We start from the raw sequence: 21112 nt of genomic DNA, 5'->3' as shown, positions 1-21112 counted from the left end.
AGCGATATGGAAGATGGGTCTTCCAGCATCAGAATGACCATCTTCCATAAAAAATGACTCTAAATCGTAGAAAAAGAATATTCCCTGCACCCTACCGGTTGCTTTCGCGAGTCCCCATGAGTTTCTCCATGAAGGATTCATGGTCGAATTCCGGCAGGACCTTCCTCCTGAGTATCCTGTCTATCCCTGAACCATACTGGGCCGCCTTCTTAGGCCTCATGGCTATGTACTCAGGAACCCCCAGTTCAAGGGCCGCTTCCCTGAGTATCCTCTTTCTCAGCTCATCCCCAGGGCCCAGTATCCTGTAACTGATGGGTATGCTCACCGCAAGTCCTATAACCTCCAGGTCAAGGAAGGGCACCCTGAGCTCCATGGAGTTTGCCATTGCAGCCGCATCATCCCTCTCAAGGTTCACATGGTATATGTTTTCAAGGTCATGGATGAGGGCCTCCTCCAGTTTCCCCTCCTCAAGGAGGCGCCTGTAGCGGTGGTAACCTGCAAAGAGTTCATCTGCCCCCTGACCAGAGAACATGACCCTGTAGCCCTCAGAGGACGCCCTCCCTGATGCAATGTAGAGGGGCATGGCAACCCCTATCTTCATGACACTGTACTCCTCGATGGCTGTAAGGACACCCGGGAGGGCCTCCCTGATCGTCTCCTCGTCTACTTCAATTATCTCAAGGTCCAGCTTGAGGTCATCTGCAGCCCTTGAGGCGAATTCAAGGTCCCCTGCCCCCCTGGTGCCCACCGCGTAGAGCCTGATGTCCAGGTGTTCCTTGAGGAGGACGGCGAGCATTGTGCTGTCAACGCCCCCGGAGAATACCATGGCTGCCCTGTCAAGTCCCCGGGTCCTCTTCTCAACCGCGGATCTTAGCCTTGCTATGAGTTCATCCCTGAGCTCATCATATCCTGCCCTGAGGGGTTCTGGTTCAGGTAACCCCCTAAGCCTGACTTCCCTGCCATTTATGAGTGCGTGCCCTGGTTTAAGTGTCCCCACATCCCCCAGGCCTATCCTCCAGAGGGCCTTCTTCTCGGAGGCAAAGGCCTCTCCTGAATGGTGGAGTGGCTTAACACCCACAGGGTCGCGTACCAGTGCAAGGTTTTCACCGTCATAGTAGGCGAAGGCGTAGTCCCCGTCTATGGTGTTAACCGTGGATCTGAGGACCTCCTCCATGTCGCCCTCCTGTTCCTCGATGAGTTTCAGGAGCACCTCTGCATCGGATCCTTCACCATGGAGTTCCCTGTGGTTGTAGATTTCCCCGTTGAAGACCAGGACCCCCCTTCCAGTTACCGGCTGGGGTCCGCCGATTATTGAGAGGAGGTTGTGGCTCAGGGCAACGTCCCCTGTGACCGGCGCTTCCAACACCTCCTCCCCTGCAGGGGTGGTTATCCTTACCCTGCCGTCATGGTAGATGCCTGATGCGTCGGGTCCCCTGTGTTTCTGGGCTGCCAGCATCTTCTCCACGAGTTTCTCTGCTCCGGGGCCCCTGTAACCTGCGATTCCGCACATTCTCTTCACTGCTGAGTTTAAGCTACCTTTTCACCGGCTTCGGGTCCTGGTTTCACTGAGTATATCTCCTCCACCTTCATGAGGATGGCTGATTTTGGTTCCAGTTCTGTCATTACGTTCTGGGCCCATTCAACAACCATGTCGAAGTATTTCCCTGATTTGAATATTTCAACGGTTCCCTTGAACTGGTAGGGGCATTCCCTGGCATTTTGGGGTATCAGTGCTATTCTGGGGTTTTCATGGAGGTTCCTGATGGTCTTCTTCATGTAGTTATCTGCGATGAGGATTGTCCTGTCATCGAGGGGCCTTGCGAATCCTATTGGCACAACGTTGGGTGTGCCCTCCTCATCTGCAGTTGCAACAAAAACAAGTTCTTTTTCCACTGCATCCATCATCTCCTGAGTCATCATGGTATTCACCGTTTATGGGTATCTTGAAATGGATAGATAAACCTTAACCCCATGTTAATCGACCATTTTATGTAATCAGAAGTTCCTGTAATTGGAGGGTTTAAATCAATTAAAAATGCCAATTAAATGTTGTGATGGATTTGAATGTATTTATAAGGCATTATAGGGCCTTAAAATTACTTTAAATCCGCTGGTGTGGTTCATGCCAGTTTATCGGTGTTTTGATTCCTTCTTATGCCCTGCAGAATTGATCCCTATCCTCGAAATAGGATCTGGAGAAGCTTATATAATCTTTAATGACATGGATAGAGCCTTTATGGTTAAAATAAAATCTGATAAAGCCCCTATATTGAAAAATGACATGGAACATGGATATCCTTTATCCATCAGGATGAAAAGCTCTAATAGTGCTTATTTTGATTTAAAAAGCTCAAATATTGTTTTTTTTCGGTTAAATAAATCGTAATATTTATATATTGGTTCGAATTCAAGTTTTAGTGTCACAGTGATACTGTCACTGTGGATTGGAGGCGGTAAAATTTCGGTAGATATGAGAAGATCCGTATGCATGCTCCTTGCATGCATACTTCTCATAAATTTGAGTTCAGCAGGCTATGCAGTAAATTCAGATGAAAACACAGCACCCGTGGCAGATGAAGATGAGTTGGCGGCGGAAGACTCTGCAGGATTTCAGAGCACGATAAACCAGACCGATACACTCCTGAGTGAAGAATCGAGTTCAGGAACCGTATCAGAGAGTCTGATGGAGAGTAGAGAAGGTAATTCAGGACCCACATCAGAGGACACTGCAAAGACTGAGAACGGTGATTTAGCACCCTGTGAAGTTAAATGTGAGACCGATTGTTCTATAAATGATTCTGAGGACAGTGAAGAGTACGGTGACAATTCAGGTACCCTCTATGAGGCTGCCGGTGGCACGGTTATAACCCAGGAGGCTGTCCTTTTAGCTGCAGCTTCACTAAAAACGTACATCGAATCCAGTGGAAAGTTGCCATCAACGGTGACCGTTGGAGGACAGGTCCTGACCGTGGACCAGTTCATGGACCTCATGCTCAAAACACTCCTGAGGATCTCAGGGACAGCAACAGCACTCACGGTAAGAACAGTTCAGACAGCACCCAACCCATCAGGAACAGCAACAGGAACACTCCAGAAAACAGCATACCTCGACCTGGCAAAGAACGTGCTAAACTTCATCAACACCAACAACAGAGCACCCAACTACATCACAGCAGGAATAGGAAAAATATCCTACCAGAGCTTCATACACGCAATATCAAAGATCCTCACCTTCCACCAGACCAACAAAAGACTCCCAAACTACGTAACAGTACAGAGAATCACATCGGCGATAACACCTGCTCCGGTTAGCGGTTCAGTAACCCAGGAGGCTGTCCTTTTAGCTGCAGCTTCACTAAAAACGTACATCGAATCCAGTGGAAAGTTGCCATCAACGGTGACCGTTGGAGGACAGGTCCTGACCGTGGACCAGTTCATGGACCTCATGCTCAAAACACTCCTGAGGATCTCAGGGACAGCAACAGCACTCACGGTAAGAACAGTTCAGACAGCACCCAACCCATCAGGAACAGCAACAGGAACACTCCAGAAAACAGCATACCTCGACCTGGCAAAGAACGTGCTAAACTTCATCAACACCAACAACAGAGCACCCAACTACATCACAGCAGGAATAGGAAAAATATCCTACCAGAGCTTCATACACGCAATATCAAAGATCCTCACCTTCCACCAGACCAACAAAAGACTCCCAAACTACGTAACAGTACAGAGAATCACATCAACATCACCACCAGCTTCACTGGAAACAAGGCGGGAGAATGATCCATATAATGGTGAGGGCCTATCAGGCTACCTTGTTGCAACAGCGAACTGTCAGGTGAATGATTCAACAATCAGATCCCTTGCAGCTAACCTCACGGCGGGACTTAGCAGTGCATGGGATAAGGCAACAGCAATCTTCAACTGGGTCAGGGATAAGGTCAGCTACAGCTTCTACTACAACACAAGGTACGGTGCTGTAAATACCCTCAAATACAGGACAGGTAACTGTGTGGACCAGACTCACCTCCTTATAGCCCTGTTCAGGGCTGCGGGTCTGGCTGCAAGGTACGTCCACGGTACATGTACCTTCAACTCAGGTAACACCTATGGACATGTCTGGGCACAGGTACTTGTAGGGGATACATGGTACGCCGCTGACCCCACAAGTTCAAGTAACAGCCTGGGAGCTGTGAGAAACTGGAATACTGCAACAGCAAAGATAAGGGGAAAATACGCAAGTCTCCCCTTCTAGTGGTTCATTCAACCACTTTTTATTTTTTTAGAGTTTCAGGATCTGAACCATAAAGGACAAAAAATCACATCCTCCCTGCAAGGAGACTGTTTACTATAACAAAGAGGGATAATCCCACGTCACCTGCAGCCACGGCAAGCCAGAGGGGTACGAATCCCAGGATGGAGAAAACTGCAAGTGATAATTTGACGGTTACCGTGATTCCAGTGTTTAATTTCACCGTGCGGATTGTTCTCCTGCTTAGGTCAATGAGTTCATCTATCCTTTCAAGGTCATCCTCAACAAGGGTTACATCCGCAGTTTCAAGGGCAACATCGGATCCCCGAACACCCATGGCTATACCCACATCTGCAGCTGCAAGTGCCGGTGCATCATTAACACCATCACCTACCATTGCAACAGTACCCCTGGAGGCCATTTCATTGATTATCCTCATCTTATCCTCAGGAAATAGCCCTGCCCTGTAATCTCTGATACCTGCTCCTGATGCAATCTCAGATGCGACACCCTCATGGTCACCTGTAACCATCATGGTCTCTATCCCCTTCTCCCCCAGTTTTTCCATGACACGAGGTGCCGAGTCCCTCAGCTGATCGCCCAGGGTGATCCTTCCCATGATTCCATCCTCATCGGCAAGGAGTACGGTGGTGCCCTTTCCATCTGATCCTTCATTGAAGAGCTCTGGGCTTCCAATGGTGTAGGTCCTTCCATTGATCCTTCCTGAAACACCCCTCCCCTTAACCGACCTGAATTCATCCACTTCATCTGTTTCTCCAGTGTATGCCCCTTTGATGGCCTCTGCGATTGGATGGGATGATCTGCTCTCAAGGGATGCTGCGATCCTGAGGATCTCCTCTGACCTCTCGCCGGGTTCAACAGAAAGCACCTCAAAGCTACCCTCTGTAAGTGTACCTGTCTTATCAAAGAGTACCGTGTTAACTGAGGCCATCTTCTCAAGGAACTCGGATCCCTTGACCAGTATACCCCTTCCTGCGGCTGATGTCATCCCTGAGACCATGGCAACAGGTGTTGATATCAGGAGGGCGCATGGACAGGATATCACCAGGAGCACCAGTGCCCTGTATATCCACTCCATGGGGTTATAGCCGAGTATGATGGGTACTGCTGCCGTTAGAACTGCAAGGACCATGACAGCCGGGGTGTATATGGATGCGAACCTTTCAATGAACTTCTCCCTCCTGGATCTCCTCAGTGCTGATCTCCTCACTGTTTCAATCACCCTTGAGAGTATGGTGTTCCTTGAGGTCCTTGTAACCTCAATTTCAAGGTAGCCGTCAAGGTTCTGCGTCCCTGCGAATACCTCATCACCCTCCCCTTTTTTAACCGGTATGGATTCTCCTGTTATGTTTGACTGATCAACCCTTGAGGTTCCCCTTATGATGATGCCGTCCAGGGGTATTGAGTCACCGCCCCTTACAGCGATAACGTCCCCCTTCCTGACCTCATCAATACTCCTTGTCCCTTCAGCTCCGTCCTCAATGACCCGGGCCTCTGCTGGCCTTAATCTTATGAGGGACTCCACCGACCTTTCTGACCTTTCACCGGCGTATTCCTCCAGGTACTCTGCAAGGTAGAAGAGGACGGTTACGAGGGCTGCCTCGGCGTAATCCCCGAGGAGTATGGCGCCGATGACCGCCACCGTCATGAGGAAGTCTACGCTGAACCTTCCATGCCTCAGGGACCTGAATGCACCCCTGAATATGCTGTAGCCAGATACTGCAACCGCAAGGAGGAGGGGGATGATGTAGAGGCTACTGTCAGTAAACTGCATGTAAATCCCTCCTGCAAGGAGGGCTGCTGAGATTAAAAGAACCTTTCTGCTTTTTCCGCTGTGGTAACATTCACTGCATTCACAGCCCATACACATCACCTGAACATATGAATACATATTCATATGTATTCATGATTTATAAATCTTTATGATGTGACAGGGGGATTGCTCCAGGAAAAATGGTGAAAAAAGAAGAGGACCGGTAATTGAAAGAAAAAAAGGATTACTTCCTTGCCCTCGCAATCTTCCTTGCAATGACAAGTTCACCTATGGCTATAAGGCCGACGAAGAACTTCTCAAGGCCCCCCGTAGCCCATATAGCCTCCCCGAAGGTTGAATTCTTTATCCTTTCCTCATACTCCGCCGGCTTTATCCTTTTACCTGTGCGCCTGCGGGTGATTATTGCGGCTGCCTCCATGAGCTCATCCCAGCTCACACCCTTGAGTTCCTGGTTCATGGCCTCGAATATCTTTGAGACCTTGATCTCATAGAGCTGTGATAGTGTCTCCACAATATCAAAGGACCTGACAACCCCCACCACGCGGCCATCATCATCAAGGACAGGTATGCTCACAAGCTTGTTATGGGCGGTTTCAAGGACAGCGAGCCTTGCAGGGTCGTTCTCATTGACATAAACGATCTCCTCTGTGGGGTGCATGATGTCTGATACACTCTCAAGTCCATCCCGCAGGCCCCTCATAACATCAAAGCTTGTAACCCATCCAACAAGTTTCATGTCATCATCCACAACCGGTGTTGTGAACTTCCTTGTCTTCTCCATCTTCATGGAGACATCAACAACCTTATCCCCGGCGGAGACAACTATAAACTCCTTATCCATAATCTCCTTAACTTTCATCTGACAACCTCTCCAGTTTCAGTGCTGCCACGGGACATTTAGTGGAACAGACCTCGCAGAGTATACATTTCTCATCATCAACCACAACTTCTCCATCCTCAAGCCTTATGGCTCCGGTTGGACAGTTCTCCTCACACACCAGACACTCCACACAGGCATCCTGATCCACAAGCAGCCTCTTTGTCTTCAGAACCGGGCCCAGTTCCCTTTCAAGTTCAACGGCATCAGAGGGGCACACATTCACACATGCACCGCAGCCAATGCAGATTGACTCATCAACGGTTGCCCTGTCCTCCCCCAGCTCTATGGCGCCTGTGGGGCAGAAACGGGTGCATGTACCGCAGAGGGTGCACCTGTCTGTAACCTCTATCTCCTTCATGCGGAGCTTCCTGTGGGGTATCTTCAGGTACTCAAGGTCGTATTTAACCTCATCATCGATGCTGGCAGTGCTCTCAACAACGTTTATGCATCTTATGGGGCATGTCTGGGCGCAGATCTCGCACCTGACGCAGTTATCAAGTATCCTTGCAGCCCTGTGGGCATCTGAATCTGCAATTGCATCAACCGGGCACTCCTCAACACAGAGATTGCACCTTACACACTTGGGTGTTATGTCTATGAATTTATCACGAACACTGCACCTGTCGATTTCAATGTCAGCCGCCTCGGCTCTGTCCTCAAGGTCCATTGATTTCAGTGCAATATCCCTCTGGAGGTCCTCCAGTTTCTTCCTGAAAATAATATCCATGATACAACCCCTAAAGTATTATTTTACCAAGCCATTTAAATTATTTACTTAACCATCATCCACCGCATACTCCTCAAGGACCCTCAGGGCCTCCTGGCCTGGAAGTGACCCTGTGGCACCGTAACCCTGGATGCACCTTGACGCCAGGTAGTTGCCGAACCGGCAGGAAACCTCAAGGCCATGGCCCTTCATCCATGCGTAGAGGAAGCCTGCGTTGAAGGCATCCCCTGCACCGGTACTGTCCCTGCATTTAACCTTCAGGGCGGGTACATGGACCTCCCTGCCGTTCCAGGCACGGACGCCGCCGGCACCCATCTTCATCACCACCATGTCAGGTCCAAGTTCCTCTGCAGCCCTGGCAGGGTCTGTGTGCCCGGTCATGATTTCAAGTTCCCTCTGGTTTGTCAGGAGGATGTCCGTGCCTTCAAGGATGCCGGATATCTCCCTGGACCTCACCGCATAGAGGTGGCCCGGATCCAGGCTCACGGTGACGGATCCATCTATGACCTCAAGGACCTCCCTCTGCACCCTTAAGCCTTCACCTGCAAAGGAGGTGAGGTGCAGGAGCCTGGTTTCAAGGGCCTCATCAGGGATCTCATGGAGCCTGAGTGAATCATTGACCCCAGGGTCCACGTAGAGGGCCCTGCTGCCCTCAGGGTCAACGAAGCCCATGACGCGGCCGCTTCTACCCGACCCTGAGACCGCAACATGGTCCGCCACCCCCTCTGATCTGAGGTTCTCCCTCAGTAGGGCTCCCTCCCTGTCATCTGAAACCTTACCAGTGCATGCAGTCCTCATACCCAGCCTTGAGAGTCCTATTATGGTGTTTGCTGCCGACCCGCCGCAGGACTCTATGAACCCGCTTACAAAGGTTTCCTCGTCGGGTCCCGCGATCCTGTCGACCATGTGCAGCTGGTCCATGTTAAGGGCTCCGAGGCCCGTGGCATCGAACTTCATCAGAAGACACCGTGGAGGTCTATCCTGTAATCACCAAGCTTGCCACCATAGTTTCCTGCAGACACCCTGATAACGTCCTCGTGGCGGCACACCGCCTCTATACCTGCCCTCATGGCCTCTTTGAGGGACTCCATGGTAAGGCCGTTTATCACTATCTCAGGTATGTAAGCCACCCCCTCAGGGACCCTTGATTCATCGCCGAGCCTCTCCCTAAGGCTGGGACAGTAGGGGTGGTTGGTTGTTGGTCCTATCCATGGATAGCTTGTCTCTGGCTTTGAAGCTGCTGAGCAGATATCGAATGGTGTTACCACACCTTCAACATCTTCTATGGCCTTTAAAGCGTCTCTACCTGCCTCGAGGACCGTGTCCGGCTTGGTGCACATGTACCAGAAGTTGGCGCCCATGATGGCATCGGCATAGCCTAGCCTTGATTCTATCTTAAAGTCAGGGACGGCTATGGGTACATTTATCATTTCCCTCCCATTGAACTCCTCTATCCATTCATAGCCATCTCCACAGTGACCCACATGCTTCATCATGTCCATGTATCCGTCGGGGTCCGGTGTGGAGCTGTAGAGTGCTGTGAATGGCTTGACAAGTATGTCCTGCCTTATACGGTATGATAGTTCAACCTGAAACTTTTCCATGTCATCAAGGGCATAGTAGAACTGCAGAACCGCGCCGGGCCTTCCGTCGGGTGTTTCATCTTCATCCAGGAATGCCTCGACACCTCCTTCAACCCTTCCTATGACGGCTCCTGGTGTTGCTGTTGCATCAAAGGCCGCCCTCCTCACCGTCCCGGTGTCCCGGGCCGTTACCGTGGCCCTGACGCACCTGCCGTGGAAGGCCTCTGAGAACGTATCCTCAATTAAAGTACCGTTAATCTCCATGAACACCACCAGATATCATCAATAACTCAACAGGGTCACCGTTAATCTCCATGATAACCGCCGGGGGATACCTCCAGAAACCTATTAGAGTATCAGTCTCCATACCTGTAACTCCTTAAAGGTTAATTTCATCCAAGGGAGCCGACATCCTCTCCACGTATACCCATCCTCATATCAAGGCTGTCCTCAAGGAGTTCATCAGGATCATCTATGATGGCTATCACAGGGTAACTGTCCCTGAAGAGCTCCCTGAATTTATCCGCGACCCTGAAGTCAAGTCTGAATGATTCCAGGGCCCTTTCAGGGTTTTCAGTGTAGGCCTTAACGAATTCTATTATGTATTCCCTTCCAAACCTTGAGTGGAGGTCCAGTAGGGGCATGAGGGCCCTTGAATCATCTGATATGACAGCTATCTCGGCCTCCCTCAGGGCGAAGCGGTTCCCGTTGAAGGAAACCGAGAGGCCCCTGCCTTTGAGTTCCCTGAGGGGTTCAACGTCTGTTATGCTGTCACCGACGTACATGGCGGCCTCCTGGTTAAGTCCCAGTTCATCGAGGATCTCCATGAGGGCGAGTCTTTTGCCCTCACCACCAACGGTCCTGACACCGTCAAGTATGCCCCCTATCTCCATTTTCGGTATGATCTGGAAGAATATCTCGTCAAGTAACTCGAAGTCCCCCTCTATAACATCCTCCCTTAACCTGAAAAGCCTCCTCCTTTCATCCTCACTGATTTCTGTGTTGAGGCTGAGGCGTGTGTAGTATGCGTTCTCGAGGGGGAAGCCCGTTGCCCTGCAGAGGGCCTCTATGTAGTGCCTGTAGCTTGTGCTTACGATGTAGGATGGCATGAGCCTCTGTGCAATTCCAAGGAAGTCCGCTGCTCCCGGGACCAGTTTAAGGGTTTTTTCTGAGAACTCTATGAGCTTCTCATCCGTGACTCCGTAGGCTACAAGGAAGGGTACTATGAGTTTCAGGGTGTCCCCTGCATTGTATCCTGGCCTTTTAATCTCATCTGCAAGGATATCATCGAATTCACTGACCTTCCTGAAGAACCTGTCACCATCGGGTATGAAGGTAGCGGCGGCCTCATAGGCGTTGTCATTGAGGGATACCGGTCCCTCACAGTCTGTGACAAAAACCCTGCTCATAGGCTCCCCTCCCCAGGGATGAATTCCATGTTAACCCTATTCATCGGCTTCACCCTCCAGGTCAAGTTTTATGGCTGTTACAGGGCATATGTCCTGGCATTCACCGCAGAGTATGCATTTTTCATCATCAACCTCCACCTCATCATTGAGGCTCATTGCATCAACAGGGCAGTGGTTCACGCATACACCGCACTTCTGGCAGACCACATGGTCCACATCAACACTTCCCCTGCGGGGCCCCCTGAGGATGCGTCTTTCAAGGAGTATTCTACCATCCCTAACCCTGAACCCTTCCTCGGTGAGTTCGATGGCATCCACGGGGCAGACTCCTGTGCAGAAACCGCAGAATACACATCCATCATGTATCTTCACGGGTGCGGGTTTAAGGGGTTCAATAACATCAACCGGGCACTCCTGGACGCAGAGTCCGCATCCTATGCAGCGGTCATCAAGGACCCTGACCCTCCTTGTGGGCTTGGTGAATTCTATTATATGGTTGAGCTGTAGTACCTCAAGGTTTGAGTCAACCAGTTCCTCAATCCCGTCCATTATCTCATCAGTGACATCCACACTGAACCGGGGTTCATCCCTGGCATGGTTCCTTTTAATGGCCCTTAAAACTGAATCTATCCTTGCAAGGTTCCTTACCAGTTTCTCGGATTCCCTTTCAAGTATTTCCCCTGCTATCTCCATGTTGTTTATCTTTGAGAAGTTCTCATAGGCCCTCTTCCTTGATGAGTATTTTATGGCAGCTGATGGGCAGACATCCATGCACTCCTCGCACCTTGCACAGTAGGATGGGTTTATGTAGGGCAGCTTGTTTATCTTACCCACATTTATAGCCCCCCTGGACGGGCAGACCCTGGTACATGTCATGCAGCCTATGCAGTCCTTCTGGTTGACCACTATGGCCTTTCCACCTGCAACTGAGCGTGGGAGTATCTCCCCGTACTTTATGGCCTCTGTGGGGCATGCCCTTGCACAGTATCCGCAGCGGACGCATTTATCCTCATCTATCTCACTGTGGACCCCTGTTTCGCCCGTTGATGCCAGGTGTATGGCTCCGGTCCTGCATGCGGAGACACATGCACCGCAGCCGCGGCATATCTTCGGGTTTATTACTGGTATGTTCTCCCTTATGGGTTCTGCCAGGGTCGTCCTCATGGTTATTGCATCGTAGGGGCATGCCTCCCTGCAGAGGACGCAACCGAAGCATTTATCATCTATTTCTATCTCACCGGTGTCGGGGTCCATGTGTATGGCGTCCACCGGGCAGGAGTTGAGGCATGGTTTTTCCCTGCATTCCCTGCACTTCTCATGGTCAATCTCATAGTCAACTTCAACTTCCCTGAGGGGTTTCACGGGTCTTGCTGCAGCTGGAATGTTATCATCTCCTCATGGCTTTACAGGGAGGGCCGCTGGTTTCACGGTTATCTTTATTATCTCCTGTCCATTTGACTCATCTATAAGGAACCTTGCAACATAGTAGCCTGCAACACCGAAGGGGCATGTCTGGTAGCATGTGCTGCATCTGAGGCATTTTTCAGGGTCCCTGACAACTCCCTCCTCAGAGTAGGTTATGGCCCCTGATGGGCATTCACCGACACAGAGGCGGCACTGGACGCACTTCTCGGGGCTCCAGGTTATGATCCTCATCTTGAGTCTGTCGGTGATCTTCTCAAGGAGGTCCCTGACTATCTCCTCATCTGGGAGGATGCTGAGGGCCTCCTCAAGGAGGGGTCCCATGGGATAGTTCATCCTGTAGATGTCCCCGGCCTCAAGTCTCTTTATATCCTCCTCCCTCTCCTCGATTGCAGACTCAAGGGTGTTGACCGCAAGGTTTATAACCATCTTCTGTTCCTCAACATAGGCCACGTGTATCCTCTTGAGGGCCCCCTTCACCGGGCACTTTTCAAGGCATTCACCGCAGGCTATGCACCTGCTCTGGTCCACCTCAACACGGCCGTCCTCCTCAATGATGGCATCCACCGGGCATGCCTTCATGCACTTCCTGCACCTTATGCAGAGGTAGTCGTCGATGACATAGAGTTCCTCTGATGGGACTATGGTGAACTCCTCCCTTATGGTGTGGTTCTCTCCACACTCAAGGGTCTTGGGGTCTGTGGGGCAGACCTCGGCGCAGAAGCCGCAGCGGATACAGGCACCCTTTACTATGACTGGGTAGGTGAACCCCTCCGAGGTCTCTGTGTCCTTATCACGGACAAGTTTTATGGCCCCTGGGGCAGGGCAGGCGGCTGTGCATGCACCGCAGCCTATACAGTATTCCCTGTTCACCGTGGGGAAGTCCCTGAATCTTTCAGGTTTCTCAAGGATTTCCTTTTCTGTGTGTGCATTGGCAAACTTCTCTGCCCATGATTTACGGGCGAACTCGTACAGATACCATATTACAGAAGACATAGGACATCAACATGAATGTTTTTTAGAGGAGTATCTCCCTCTCTCCCTTCTCTTCATCTATAACCATGACCCGCTCTGCGCAGGCTATGCATGGATCGGCGCTGGCATAGGTTGCAACTGCATCGGCCACCGTTGCAACGTCCCTCAGCATGTACCTAGCGCAGGCATCAATGTTCATGATGCTGGGCGTCCTGATGGAGATGTTCTTTATGAGGTTACCGTTAGTCTCGATCATGTAGGCCACCTCACCCCTGGGGGCCTCGTTTCTCCATTCACCGTAGCCTGAACCGATATCCACCTTCTTCCTCACCGGACCCTCGGGGATGTTATCTATGATCTGTTTTATGAGGTCCGCCGAGACCCTGATCTCATCGAAGCGGTTCATGACCCTTGCGAAATTGTCACCCTCGTCCCTCCAGACGGTCCTGAAGTCCAGGTGGTCCCTGTAGGTGGGGTGGTCCTCCCTGAAGTCGTACCTTATACCCGAGGCCCTGCCTATGGGCCCCACTGCACGGGCCTTCTCTGCCTCCTCAAGGCTCATGTAACCCACATCCCTTGACCTCAGGCCTATGAGTGGTCCGTGTTCGAACATTTCCACGTAGCGGTCGAATTCCCTCTCCAGGTCAAGGATTATCTTCCTTATCCTTGAGAGGTGGCTCTTGTCTGCATCCATGCGCACACCTCCAACCACGTTCCAGCCCATGTTAACTCTGTTACCTGTCAGGAGTTCGATGGCGTCCATCACAGGCTCCCTGAGGGCAAGCATGTACATGAACATGGTCTCATGGTCAAGGGCCTTGAAGTAGGTGGAGTTGGCTATGAGGTGGCTCTGTATCCTGTCAAGTTCATTTGTCAGTGCCCTGAGGAACTGTGCCCTGGGCGGTGCCTCGGTATCGGATATCCTCTCAAAGGCCTCTGCAAAGGTCTGGGTGTGTATGTATGAGCATATACCGCAGACACGCTCGGAGAGGTATATGGCCTTCTGCCAGGTCTTGTTCCTCATAACCCTCTCTATTCCCCTGTGGACGTATCCGTATTCTATCTCTGCTTTAAGAACCCTTTCACCCCTTGTCTTAACCTTCAGCCTTATGGGTTCCTTGTAGCCGGGGTGCATGGGTCCGAGTGGCAGTATCATTTCTTCCTCCCCCTCTCTGCTATCGCACCGGGTGCAACCGCAAGTATTGCCTCCAGGATCTCCGATGGCCGCGGCGGGCAACCCGGCACCTCCGCATCCACGGGTATGAAGTCTGAGACCGGTGCATATACGCTTCCACCCTCCTGGTTGAACACGTCCCCTGAGATGGGGCAGTTACCCAGGGCCACCACGATCTTCGGTTCAGGCGCCTTCCGGTGTATCCTCTGGAGTTTATCCCTCCACTGCTCTGTCACCGCACCGGTTACAAGTATCACATCGGCCTCCCTGGGGTTCTGGTGGACGTATATGCCGTACTGTTCAAGGTCATACCTTGGTGAGAGGAGTGCAAGGACCTCTATGTCACAGCCGTTGCACCCTCCTGTGTTAACAAGACATACATGTATTGAAGTCTTCCTCAGCACACTTTTAAGAGCATCTAACATTTCTTTACCTCTACAAGCACTCTTTATGAATGTGTTATATTTAACTCCTTAAAATCTCATGAAGTTTCTTCTTACCCTCCTCAAGGGCCTCACTGTATTCTGAGCCCTCAAGGACCATCCTGGTTACATCATCCTTCAGGGCCTCGGCTTCCTCCTCGCCCACAATCTCCATGACATCCACGAGCCAGCAGAGCTGCAGGTCGCTGTGGAGGCGCTCCTTTATGCACCTTGGCCTTGCAGACTCAAACCTAGGGTGCAGGGCCTCCAGACCTGACATGTCAAGTTTGTCCATGAGTATGTCCTCAAATTCTTCGGGTTCAATTTCAAGTTCCCATGAGAGGGGCTTTATAACGTCCTCCTGCCAGCGGTAACTTTTAAGTATTCTTTTCTTCATGAGCCTCATGAGTTCGCCTTCATCCATGACTACCACCCCGGAGCCCCTGTTATGATCCACACCATGAGGGCTGCGGCAGCGCCTATCAGTGTCTCGTACCTGCCATAACCTGGCCTCATACCCGCAACCATGGCCACCATGAAGAATCCAAGGGTCCTGAGTATCCCGGTGTAGATCCAGGGGTTTATGAGGATCATCCATCCCGCCACCGCGACTGCAAGGGCCAGGGGGTCTATCCTTTCAGTGACGAATGGTTCCCTGTACTTCCTGTAACTTAGGAGCAGGCCGAGGATGGATCCGGCGATGAATGAAACCGTGTAGATAAGGTATATTTCATACAAGATTATCACCGTGATTAGATGGGTCTGTAAAGGATTATGAAGGATGCCGCAAACATTGCAAGCACCACAAAGAAGGCGGCCCTTTCAAGGTCCTCTGAGATCTCAGAGAAGCCCTCGCGTCCCTGGAATAGCAGGAGCAGTGTGAATATAACTGCGAGTACCGTGACGGGGGCCACCATGATCCGCTGCATTGTGGCTGCAAGGAGGCTTATAATTATCACTCCTCCGGCGACCAGTGATGTGAGTACTGTAAGATCCTTCTCCATTCAGAACACCCCGCAGACAAATTTGATTAATTTATCCATTCAGAACACTCCTCATTAAATTCCATATGATCGCTCATCATGTTACCACCATCAGGACTATTGACCCTGCTATCCCTATGAACGCCAGTATGACCTGTATCGCCACCGAGTGGTTGGGGTTCAGCATGGGTGTCGTTGCATTTATGAATGCCGTGACCCCTGTTATGATCACCATCCCCAGTATATACAGTGGCAGGTTCAGGCCGCCGATGAAGACTGTGAGGAATATCCAGAGGAGCATGTACCATGCTATTGACTCCGAGATCATGAGGTAGCCCCTGAGGACCCCGAAGTGCTCTGTCTCATACCCTGATATTATGTCCTTCCCCTTGGTTATGGAGAAGGGCGAGTAGGGTGCCTTTGAGAGTATGAGGACAAAGAACATCATGGCGGCCAGGGGCATCTGGAAGATAAGAGGTCCGTGGATGTTCTGGTAATTTACGATGTCCCCTATGATCATCGTCCCTGTCTGGAGGTATATTATTGCTAGGACAGCGAAGAGGGGCATTTCGGCTGCAGCAGAGAAGACCGCACGGACGCAGCTGAGTTTACCGTAGGGTGAACCTGATGATGAACCTGCATTGTGTTCAACGATCTTGTGGAGTGCGTAGATCCCGAAGAAGAGGAGGAGGGATCCTCCAAGCACCGGGCCGACTATAACCGCACTTATCCATATACCGCAGAGTGTGGCTGCTATGGCGATGTAGAAGGGCATGGCAGCCGTCCTCGGGAATGAGGACTCCTTGATATAGAACTTCAGGGTGTGCAGCAGGTGCTGTATCACAGGAGGCCCGGGTCTTCTCTGTATCCTTGCCATGACCTTCCTCTGGAATCCCAGAAGAAGGCTGCCTATGAGGAACGCGATTAAAACGTTTATCAGGATGTTTCCCATGAGATTCATTTCATCACCGGTTTCAGTAACCTATAAATGGCTCGTTAACCCTTTCATCTGCCTCTTCCTCTTCAGGTTCAGCCATGGAGAGTATACCCACCGAGAGTATGAAGAGCGGGATCAGGAATATCGCCACACCATAGACCACCCACGGTGCGGGGTCCATGATGAGGGCGTAGATTATCCCTATGGCTGAGATTATGAGTGCCGTTAAACTTCCCGTTCTGAGCCTGTTCATCCATATCACCTTAGAGTCCAGCTATCAGTAAAACCTCAATCGCCCTTACAATCACCAGGAGGGAGCTGAGGTGTATTATAAGTATGAAGGGTGAACCCGGGGTCCTGAACATCTCTGCCTTGGTTGCATAGAAGGGCGCAACCCCGGTCTCACCAACAACCCCCATGAGGATCAGGAGGGTTGCGAATATCATCATGGGGTTTCCTCCCATCCGTGAAAGTTCAAGGAGGCTCAGGGTACCCGATGATCCAAGGACAAGGGCTGCACCGCCAAAGAGGGGGAGTGATGCCATCATTGCTATGAGCCCGTACTGGAATGCCGCGTCAAGGACTTCCACCTGTCTGACCGCGGCAACTATACCTATGTTCACTATACCTATGAGGGTCACGAAGAGGGTGAAGTTGAAGAGGTCCCCTGTTATCATGGCCCCTGCGGTTGCAAGTCCGCAGACGACTGCAAGGAACCGCCTTATCCTAAACTCGGCCCTGTCCACCTCCACCCTCCGGTTCCCCAGGGTGCCGAACTCTGTTTCAACCTGTGTCTCTGTCCTGCTTATGGCTATGAGGAGGGTGAATATGAGTACAGCTGCGAACATGAAGAGGTTGAAGGGTGTGAGGTAGAGGACTATGTCACCCAGGGGTATCTGTCCAAGGAGCTCCCCTCCAAGGCTTGCTATGTCCATCATTCATCACCCCCTGCTTCCATGATCTCCTCCCTTGCAAGGACCCCGATGAGGCCCATCTTGCTGGCGACCTTGATGAGTATCCCGCATCCTGACATGAAGAGGGCCAGGAGCCAGAGCTGGGGGGCTATGAAGAATATCATGAAACCTGCAAGCCAGAGGCACCATGTGATACCTGAAACCCCTGCTATACCGTTCCATTCTATGACCGGCAGTCCCCTGGCCTTCCTGGTTGCGGCGTAGAAGAGGATGCCTGCCCCTGCAACCGCACCTCCTGTGAATCCTGTGAGGAAGACACCGTAGGCTATGAGTACAAGTGCAAGGAAGTTGGGGGCTGTCCTGAAAACTTCAAGCTCCATTGGCAGGTGCGGGAACTCAGGGGCGCCCCTGATCCTCATCTCACGTGATATGAGCACCTCTGAGATGGCCATTATCTCTGCAAGTTCAACAACAAGGCCGGGGAGTATCAGGGCCTCTGCAAGGTCGGTGCCCACAGCCGCCACAATCACCAGCATTGCGATGCCCACTATATCCGTGAGGATTAGGGCGCTGAGGTCGTTCTTCTGGAATGATATCCCCAGGAGTCCTATGAATCCTGCTATGAGTCCTGTGTAGACCGCGGGTGTGAAGAGTGAGAGGGTGAATTCAGGGACCATCATGGTTTCCTCCTCCTTCTGGCTGTGAAGTTGATGGCTACCCATGATGCTATGGTGAAGGCCATCATGAGTATGCTTGACTCAAGGACCGTGTCCAGGCCCCGTGTATAGTAGAGTATCTCATCTATGAGGCCCCCGGGTGATGAGTATATTGATGTCCCGAAGTAGACCGTAAGGTCCCTTATGACTATTGCCAGGGGTGAAAGGTAGGCTGTTATCTTGCCCAGGTTAACCTCAAAGGCGGGGTACTGGGACTTCACATCCGCTGGTTCCTTGAGGGGTTCTCCTCCACGGTCATAGGGTGCAAGGGGGTCCCCGCTGTTTATCTGTTCCTGGGGGGCTGGTCTGGGGTAGAGCTGGTTTTCGTTGAGGCTCATGGGGACCAGGAAGCCCACGAGGAGGAGGAGTCCCAGGGTGACAGCGAATATCCGGGGTATCCTCTTTGGGTTTGCAAGTTCATTGAGTATTCTTCCGAGGTTCATTCCTCCACCCCCATTTCCTCAAGCCTTATAACGGCCCTGAGGAGTATCAGTGTCATTATACTTGTTGCTGCGATGAATGTGAGGAGGGCCAGGGTGTGGTTGTAGGTGAGGAAGATCAGTGAAACTCCGACCGCAGCCACCTCCGTGTTGAGGATCCTCACTATGGGGTCCCTGACCCCTGGTCCCCTGGCTGTTGCAAGGGATCCCAGAATAACCAGTATGGCCCCTGAGTAGAACCATATCTGGGTTTCAAGCAAGGCCCTCACCCCCTCTATGCTGGAAGCAAGGTGTGGTTTCAGGCAATTTCCTCACGCCTCCCTGCCCTTATATCGTTTATCCTCATCACAGCCATCAGGAGTATTATGGTTGATATGGGGTCGAAAAGGGCGGCTGCCATTGCAACGTCAAGGTACCTTGCAGCTGCAAGGACCAGTACGAAGCCCCCCTGGAGGAGGGAGAACATTATTATCTTGTCAAGGGGCTTCGAGAGGAGTATGATCCCCGCAGTGCCCACGAATATTATGAATACTCCTGTGTTTGTAAGGTTAATGAGATCTAACGGGTTCATGATTTTTCACCAGCTGAACAATTAATATGGTCTCAGTCCTCGATAACTATTTCCTCCCCTACACGGTCAAGTGCATGTGCGATTGCATTTGATGTGAGTGTTGAGGCCACGAAGTAAACGGCTGCAAGAACGGCTCCAAAGGGCGTCTTTATGTAGAGGGCTATCATTGCAGATACCCCGAATCCCATTGCGTTGAGGTAAAGCAGCCTTTCAGCCCTGTCCTGGGCTAAGAGTGCCCTTATGGCCATTAGGGCTGTTATTATCCCGGTTATCTGGATCAACATTCATAACACCTTCTATCTGAGGGACGTGTACCTGCCCATTTTTCTGGCTATGGCTCCGAGAAGCCTTGATGATAATCCATGGTTTATTCCCTGGATGGATGTTATGGCGATAACCATCCCTGCAACGAACATCTCCGGTCTCAGTCCTGCAAGGGATGCCAGTCCTATTATAAGGGTTATTGAAAGGGCTCCTGTGGTTCCTGCGTATCCTGGGTCAGCGCAGAGCCTATTACCTATATAGACGAGGAGCGCTGCCACAAGACCGCCCTCGGGCACGCCCATAAGGTAGCATCCCACGGCACCAAGGAGGGTCCCTGCTGATGCATCGGGTGAGCATACTATGTTCCCCTGGAAGAAGCCCCCTGCAAGGTCTCCTCCCCTCTCTTTTATGTCCCTTCCAATATAATCAGCTCCCCTGACACCTGGTTTTTCAGGTAGACCCATCCATGTGTCTATAATTACGAAGTTAAGCCATGATATTACTGCCGCGACTGCAACACCAATCAGTTCATTCATGATGAATCCTCCGGTCTTGGGAATATGTCTTCAAGGAAGTACCTTGTCATTAGGGCTGAGATGGCACCTGCAATGATGCCGAGGTCAATGCCGCCGTAGATGCCTGTGACTCCAAGTTCTATGCATACAGCCATGAGTCCCGCTGCAATCACGGCTGCCGGGAAGATGGCTGATGGTGTCCATGAGTGCCTGGCTGGTCTTTCAGGTACCAGGGGCAGTCCAAGTATCACTGAAATGATTATCGATGAAACAGCGCCTGCAGCGTAACCTGAAAGATATGTAACATGAATAATCATGATAAAAGGATAATAATCCAAGGTATATAAATGTTTTTAAAATCAATTCCCGACTAAAAGGAGTTTTTTAATAAAAATTTTTCTATTTTTAGTAACCATGAAGCTGTACAGGTTAACATTGCACCCCCGTGAACACAGGAGTTTGTAATAATTATTCAATAAAAATGTAATCATTTTTGTGACTATAATCACAATAAACTGTAAGTCCATGTGAATTCACAGTAACCTTCAGGAAGGATGTGGGGGTGGATAGAGATGGGAAGACTGATAAAAACCCTGGTTCCTGCACTCGTTATTTTCTTGTTTTCAACTCCAGTATATGGAGCAACGGCAGTGCAGAATGTCACGGTCACTGTCCCTGAGAGCGTTGAGATAGTGGTGCTCTGGAACGGGACAGAGCAGGGAGACGCATTCACCCTCACAGCCATGGTACAGCCAGGAGGAGACTACATCTGGCAAGGAGGACCCGAAGGACTCCAGATAAAAAGCCTGTCAAACACACCGATAGACCTCTACATAAAAGCCGAAGGAAACCTCCAGGGCCCAGAAACCATACCCATAGAAAACCTGAAATACTCAAACTACGGAATAAACCTCCCTGAAACACCACTAACAACCAGATACACACTCGTAAGGAAAAACTGGACAGCTAAAAAGGAAATTGAAGCCGTGGTCCCGGTGGATATCCACCTCACTGTGCCGCCATTTACAGCCCCCGGAGAGTACAGGGTCAGGGTTTACCATATAGCTGTGAAGTCTGATCAATAAGCAATCAGACTCCTTAAATAGAAACTCATTTATAAAAACACCCAG

The 21112-nt window shown here is 51.0% G+C and carries 27 protein-coding genes; 2 read left to right on the top strand and 25 right to left on the bottom strand.

The annotated features are described in order from the left end of the window. Nucleotides 1-91: 91 nt before the first annotated feature. Complete coding sequence (locus tag FZP57_RS03835; protein WP_191216576.1) at nucleotides 92-1510, bottom strand: asparagine synthase-related protein; 1419 nt, start codon at nucleotides 1508-1510, stop codon at nucleotides 92-94. 17 nt (nucleotides 1511-1527) lie between these two features. Then, nucleotides 1528-1920 (bottom strand): pyridoxamine 5'-phosphate oxidase family protein, encoded by a 393-nt coding sequence (locus FZP57_RS03830; protein ID WP_074358855.1) that lies wholly within the window; start codon nucleotides 1918-1920, stop codon nucleotides 1528-1530. A 550-nt stretch (nucleotides 1921-2470) separates the two neighbouring features. On the opposite strand from FZP57_RS03830, the gene FZP57_RS03825 reads away from it, so the two are divergent. Continuing rightward, complete coding sequence (locus FZP57_RS03825; RefSeq protein WP_191216510.1) at nucleotides 2471-4258, top strand: pseudomurein-binding repeat-containing protein; 1788 nt, start codon at nucleotides 2471-2473, stop codon at nucleotides 4256-4258. A gap of 64 nt (nucleotides 4259-4322) precedes the next feature. Here the strand turns inward: FZP57_RS03825 and FZP57_RS03820 are convergent, their stop codons facing one another. The 23 genes from FZP57_RS03820 to FZP57_RS03710 form a co-directional block, all read right to left on the bottom strand. Continuing rightward, nucleotides 4323-6140, bottom strand: a complete 1818-nt coding sequence (locus FZP57_RS03820) for a cation-translocating P-type ATPase (RefSeq protein ID WP_074358852.1) — start codon at nucleotides 6138-6140, stop codon at nucleotides 4323-4325. A 133-nt stretch (nucleotides 6141-6273) separates the two neighbouring features. Next, nucleotides 6274-6909 (bottom strand): HPP family protein, encoded by a 636-nt coding sequence (locus tag FZP57_RS03815; protein ID WP_074358851.1) that lies wholly within the window; start codon nucleotides 6907-6909, stop codon nucleotides 6274-6276. Beyond that, complete coding sequence (locus tag FZP57_RS03810) at nucleotides 6899-7657, bottom strand: 4Fe-4S binding protein (protein ID WP_074358850.1); 759 nt, start codon at nucleotides 7655-7657, stop codon at nucleotides 6899-6901. Before FZP57_RS03810 ends, FZP57_RS03815 begins: the two co-directional genes overlap by 11 nt. A 48-nt stretch (nucleotides 7658-7705) precedes the next feature. Beyond that, nucleotides 7706-8614, bottom strand: a complete 909-nt coding sequence (locus tag FZP57_RS03805; RefSeq protein ID WP_191216509.1) for a carbohydrate kinase family protein — start codon at nucleotides 8612-8614, stop codon at nucleotides 7706-7708. Next, complete coding sequence (locus tag FZP57_RS03800; protein WP_074358848.1) at nucleotides 8614-9504, bottom strand: formylmethanofuran--tetrahydromethanopterin N-formyltransferase; 891 nt, start codon at nucleotides 9502-9504, stop codon at nucleotides 8614-8616. Before FZP57_RS03800 ends, FZP57_RS03805 begins: the two co-directional genes overlap by 1 nt. A 128-nt stretch (nucleotides 9505-9632) precedes the next feature. Next, complete coding sequence (locus FZP57_RS03795) at nucleotides 9633-10649, bottom strand: energy-converting hydrogenase A, subunit R (RefSeq protein ID WP_074358847.1); 1017 nt, start codon at nucleotides 10647-10649, stop codon at nucleotides 9633-9635. Between the two features lie 36 nt (nucleotides 10650-10685). Next, nucleotides 10686-12011 carry a 4Fe-4S binding protein gene (locus tag FZP57_RS03790; RefSeq protein ID WP_238337984.1) on the bottom strand — a complete coding sequence of 442 codons (1326 nt, stop codon included), beginning with the start codon at nucleotides 12009-12011 and terminating at the stop codon, nucleotides 10686-10688. 33 nt (nucleotides 12012-12044) lie between these two features. Then, nucleotides 12045-13067 carry a 4Fe-4S binding protein gene (locus FZP57_RS03785; protein ID WP_191216508.1) on the bottom strand — a complete coding sequence of 341 codons (1023 nt, stop codon included), beginning with the start codon at nucleotides 13065-13067 and terminating at the stop codon, nucleotides 12045-12047. A gap of 22 nt (nucleotides 13068-13089) precedes the next feature. Further along, a complete protein-coding gene (locus FZP57_RS03780) occupies nucleotides 13090-14202 on the bottom strand; it encodes a nickel-dependent hydrogenase large subunit (RefSeq protein WP_074358844.1) in 1113 nt (370 codons plus the stop codon). Continuing rightward, nucleotides 14199-14645 (bottom strand): NADH-quinone oxidoreductase subunit B family protein, encoded by a 447-nt coding sequence (locus tag FZP57_RS03775; protein ID WP_074358843.1) that lies wholly within the window; start codon nucleotides 14643-14645, stop codon nucleotides 14199-14201. Before FZP57_RS03775 ends, FZP57_RS03780 begins: the two co-directional genes overlap by 4 nt. Before the next feature lie 40 nt (nucleotides 14646-14685). Further along, nucleotides 14686-15066 carry a DUF1959 family protein gene (locus FZP57_RS03770; protein WP_074358842.1) on the bottom strand — a complete coding sequence of 127 codons (381 nt, stop codon included), beginning with the start codon at nucleotides 15064-15066 and terminating at the stop codon, nucleotides 14686-14688. Between the two features lie 2 nt (nucleotides 15067-15068). Continuing rightward, complete coding sequence (locus FZP57_RS03765; protein WP_084531191.1) at nucleotides 15069-15389, bottom strand: DUF2104 domain-containing protein; 321 nt, start codon at nucleotides 15387-15389, stop codon at nucleotides 15069-15071. Between the two features lie 5 nt (nucleotides 15390-15394). After that, nucleotides 15395-15646, bottom strand: coding sequence for an energy-converting hydrogenase A, subunit K (locus FZP57_RS03760; RefSeq protein ID WP_074358840.1), 252 nt, complete (start codon nucleotides 15644-15646; stop codon nucleotides 15395-15397). 76 nt (nucleotides 15647-15722) lie between these two features. Further along, nucleotides 15723-16586: a respiratory chain complex I subunit 1 family protein gene (locus tag FZP57_RS03755; protein ID WP_074358839.1), complete on the bottom strand. Its 864-nt coding sequence runs from the start codon at nucleotides 16584-16586 to the stop codon at nucleotides 15723-15725. 13 nt (nucleotides 16587-16599) lie between these two features. Further along, a complete protein-coding gene (locus FZP57_RS03750) occupies nucleotides 16600-16815 on the bottom strand; it encodes a DUF788 domain-containing protein (RefSeq protein WP_074358838.1) in 216 nt (71 codons plus the stop codon). 10 nt (nucleotides 16816-16825) lie between these two features. Further along, entirely contained in the window at nucleotides 16826-17497 is a 672-nt protein-coding gene (locus FZP57_RS03745) for a proton-conducting transporter membrane subunit (protein ID WP_074359737.1), read from the bottom strand. Continuing rightward, complete coding sequence (locus FZP57_RS03740; RefSeq protein WP_145924519.1) at nucleotides 17497-18156, bottom strand: EhaG family protein; 660 nt, start codon at nucleotides 18154-18156, stop codon at nucleotides 17497-17499. Before FZP57_RS03740 ends, FZP57_RS03745 begins: the two co-directional genes overlap by 1 nt. After that, nucleotides 18153-18635 carry an EhaF family protein gene (locus tag FZP57_RS03735; RefSeq protein WP_074358836.1) on the bottom strand — a complete coding sequence of 161 codons (483 nt, stop codon included), beginning with the start codon at nucleotides 18633-18635 and terminating at the stop codon, nucleotides 18153-18155. The genes FZP57_RS03740 and FZP57_RS03735 overlap by 4 nt, the downstream gene beginning before the upstream one ends. Further along, nucleotides 18632-18892, bottom strand: coding sequence for an EhaE family protein (locus tag FZP57_RS03730; protein WP_074358835.1), 261 nt, complete (start codon nucleotides 18890-18892; stop codon nucleotides 18632-18634). The genes FZP57_RS03735 and FZP57_RS03730 overlap by 4 nt, the downstream gene beginning before the upstream one ends. 38 nt (nucleotides 18893-18930) lie before the next feature. Next, nucleotides 18931-19203, bottom strand: a complete 273-nt coding sequence (locus FZP57_RS03725; protein ID WP_074358834.1) for a DUF2108 domain-containing protein — start codon at nucleotides 19201-19203, stop codon at nucleotides 18931-18933. Between the two features lie 32 nt (nucleotides 19204-19235). Next, nucleotides 19236-19487 carry a DUF2109 family protein gene (locus FZP57_RS03720; protein ID WP_074358833.1) on the bottom strand — a complete coding sequence of 84 codons (252 nt, stop codon included), beginning with the start codon at nucleotides 19485-19487 and terminating at the stop codon, nucleotides 19236-19238. A 12-nt stretch (nucleotides 19488-19499) separates the two neighbouring features. Beyond that, nucleotides 19500-20003, bottom strand: a complete 504-nt coding sequence (locus tag FZP57_RS03715) for a hypothetical protein (RefSeq protein ID WP_074358832.1) — start codon at nucleotides 20001-20003, stop codon at nucleotides 19500-19502. Then, the gene (locus tag FZP57_RS03710; protein WP_074358831.1) at nucleotides 20000-20299 is read right to left on the bottom strand and encodes an energy-converting hydrogenase A subunit A EhaA; all 300 of its coding nucleotides are present in this window, start codon (nucleotides 20297-20299) and stop codon (nucleotides 20000-20002) included. The genes FZP57_RS03715 and FZP57_RS03710 overlap by 4 nt, the downstream gene beginning before the upstream one ends. Nucleotides 20300-20554: 255 nt before the next feature. Here FZP57_RS03710 and FZP57_RS03705 point away from each other — a divergent pair, with 255 nt between their 5' ends. Then, nucleotides 20555-21067 (top strand): hypothetical protein, encoded by a 513-nt coding sequence (locus FZP57_RS03705; protein ID WP_074359736.1) that lies wholly within the window; start codon nucleotides 20555-20557, stop codon nucleotides 21065-21067. Nucleotides 21068-21112 lie beyond the last annotated feature (45 nt).

Origin of the sequence: Methanothermobacter sp. THM-1, assembly GCF_009914355.1 — an archaeon.
GTDB classification, from domain to species: Archaea; Methanobacteriota; Methanobacteria; order Methanobacteriales; family Methanothermobacteraceae; genus Methanothermobacter; species Methanothermobacter wolfei.
The sequence above is the reverse complement of the archived record's forward strand: the minus strand, read 5'-3'. Positions and strand labels throughout refer to the sequence as shown.